Origin of the sequence: Bartonella sp. PS17NMGDW (assembly GCF_042193555.1) — a bacterium.
Lineage (GTDB): Bacteria > Pseudomonadota > Alphaproteobacteria > Rhizobiales > Rhizobiaceae > Bartonella > Bartonella grahamii.
This window is the reverse complement of the sequence record NZ_JBHILY010000064.1, coordinates 1-1,284: the sequence shown is the minus strand read 5'-3', so window position 1 is coordinate 1,284 and position 1,284 is coordinate 1. Positions and strand designations below refer to the sequence as shown.

At 34.2% G+C, this 1,284-nt stretch carries 2 protein-coding genes and 1 pseudogene; 1 reads left to right on the top strand and 2 read right to left on the bottom strand.

From position 1 onward, the window contains the following. A pseudogene (locus ACFIJK_RS09235) lies at nt 1-194 on the bottom strand (hypothetical protein); the annotation flags it as partial. A 170-nt stretch (nt 195-364) separates the two neighbouring features. Continuing rightward, nucleotides 365-967 (bottom strand): S24 family peptidase, encoded by a 603-nt coding sequence (locus tag ACFIJK_RS09230; RefSeq protein ID WP_375627583.1) that lies wholly within the window; start codon nt 965-967, stop codon nt 365-367. A 100-nt stretch (nt 968-1,067) separates the two neighbouring features. On the opposite strand from ACFIJK_RS09230, the gene ACFIJK_RS09225 reads away from it, so the two are divergent. Then, nucleotides 1,068-1,284, top strand: a 217-nt coding sequence (locus ACFIJK_RS09225; protein ID WP_375627582.1) for a helix-turn-helix transcriptional regulator, incomplete at its 3' end; no start/stop codon positions are given.

Here is a 1,284-nt window from a genome sequence, read left to right as displayed (position 1 = left end):
GCAATTTCTTCAGAGATATCTTCACAATTATTCTCAGAAGGATTGATGCGAAAGATTTGGATTGCATCATCTGCCTCGTCAATAATTTTTAGAACTTGGCTTTCATCCAGCGGTCCCGACCGACCAATGTTTTGATCATCATCATAGACAACTAATAAAATTTCATCGGAATTTATAAGAATTGGCTTATCCATAATTTTTCCTCCCTAACACCTCTTGGCGATTGTTTGTGCGTGGTTTGTATAATTACTTATACGTAAATGTATAAATATAAGCAAGCAAAAAATCGCATATATTTCATTTTTTTTGCATTTTCACTTAAATGCCATCTTCACAAGCAATAGAATCAAAAACTTTATTGGGATTACTTCATAAGTAGACGATAGGATTTGCGCGGTAATATTGCAACTATTTCTCCAACCCATTTTATCTTTGCATTTTTAATAGGTAGCGCATTCCATGATTTGAGTACAATGCCCTCTGAAGAGCGAGTAATTTGTTTGATGAAACGCCTATTATCTTCTGTTAGAACGACAACTTCATCACCGTAATAATCGCTCATTGGCTTTGTTTGCAGATGTTTAACTACGATTAAATCACCATCTTTATATACGGGATACATGGAATCTCCACGAACCATGAATCCTATTGTTTCAAAAGGCAAATCAAATGGTATTTCGATTGTTTCAAGCCCATCTTCTGGGATTTGCTCAACATCGGTATCAATCTCTAATCCTGCTCCTACATACCCCATAACAGGAACAACTGTAGTAATTTGATTATAACCTTTTAAGCTTTTATAAAGTTCTAGAATTGAGTCTCTGTGTGAACCTCTGGGATCTGATTCACTTCCTAACCATCTTGATACGGTGGCTTGGGTTACATTTAATCTATCGGCAAGATCTTTTTGATTAAGACCAAACTCAGATTGCAATACTTGCAATGTCGCAATGATATTTTTCGTCATAATTAGTTACTTATGATTTTAAAATTAAAAAAATCTATTGTTTTTTTTAATTAACTCTATACAATTGCGTATATGGTTAAAATTAAGGAGCTTAACTCAAATGGACACAGAGGAAAAATTAAAGATTAAATCTATCCGAAAGTGTTTATCGCTAACACAAAAGGAATTAGCAGATATTTTAGGTGTTAAGCAAGCTTCTGTTTGTCGTTGGGAACAAGGCAAAGGACTATCTTTAAATAGTTATTTAAAGCTGCAAAAGTTGAAGGATAGTTCTAGCTCTATGCCTGCTTTTATTGCTGCCCCTACAGATAATAACG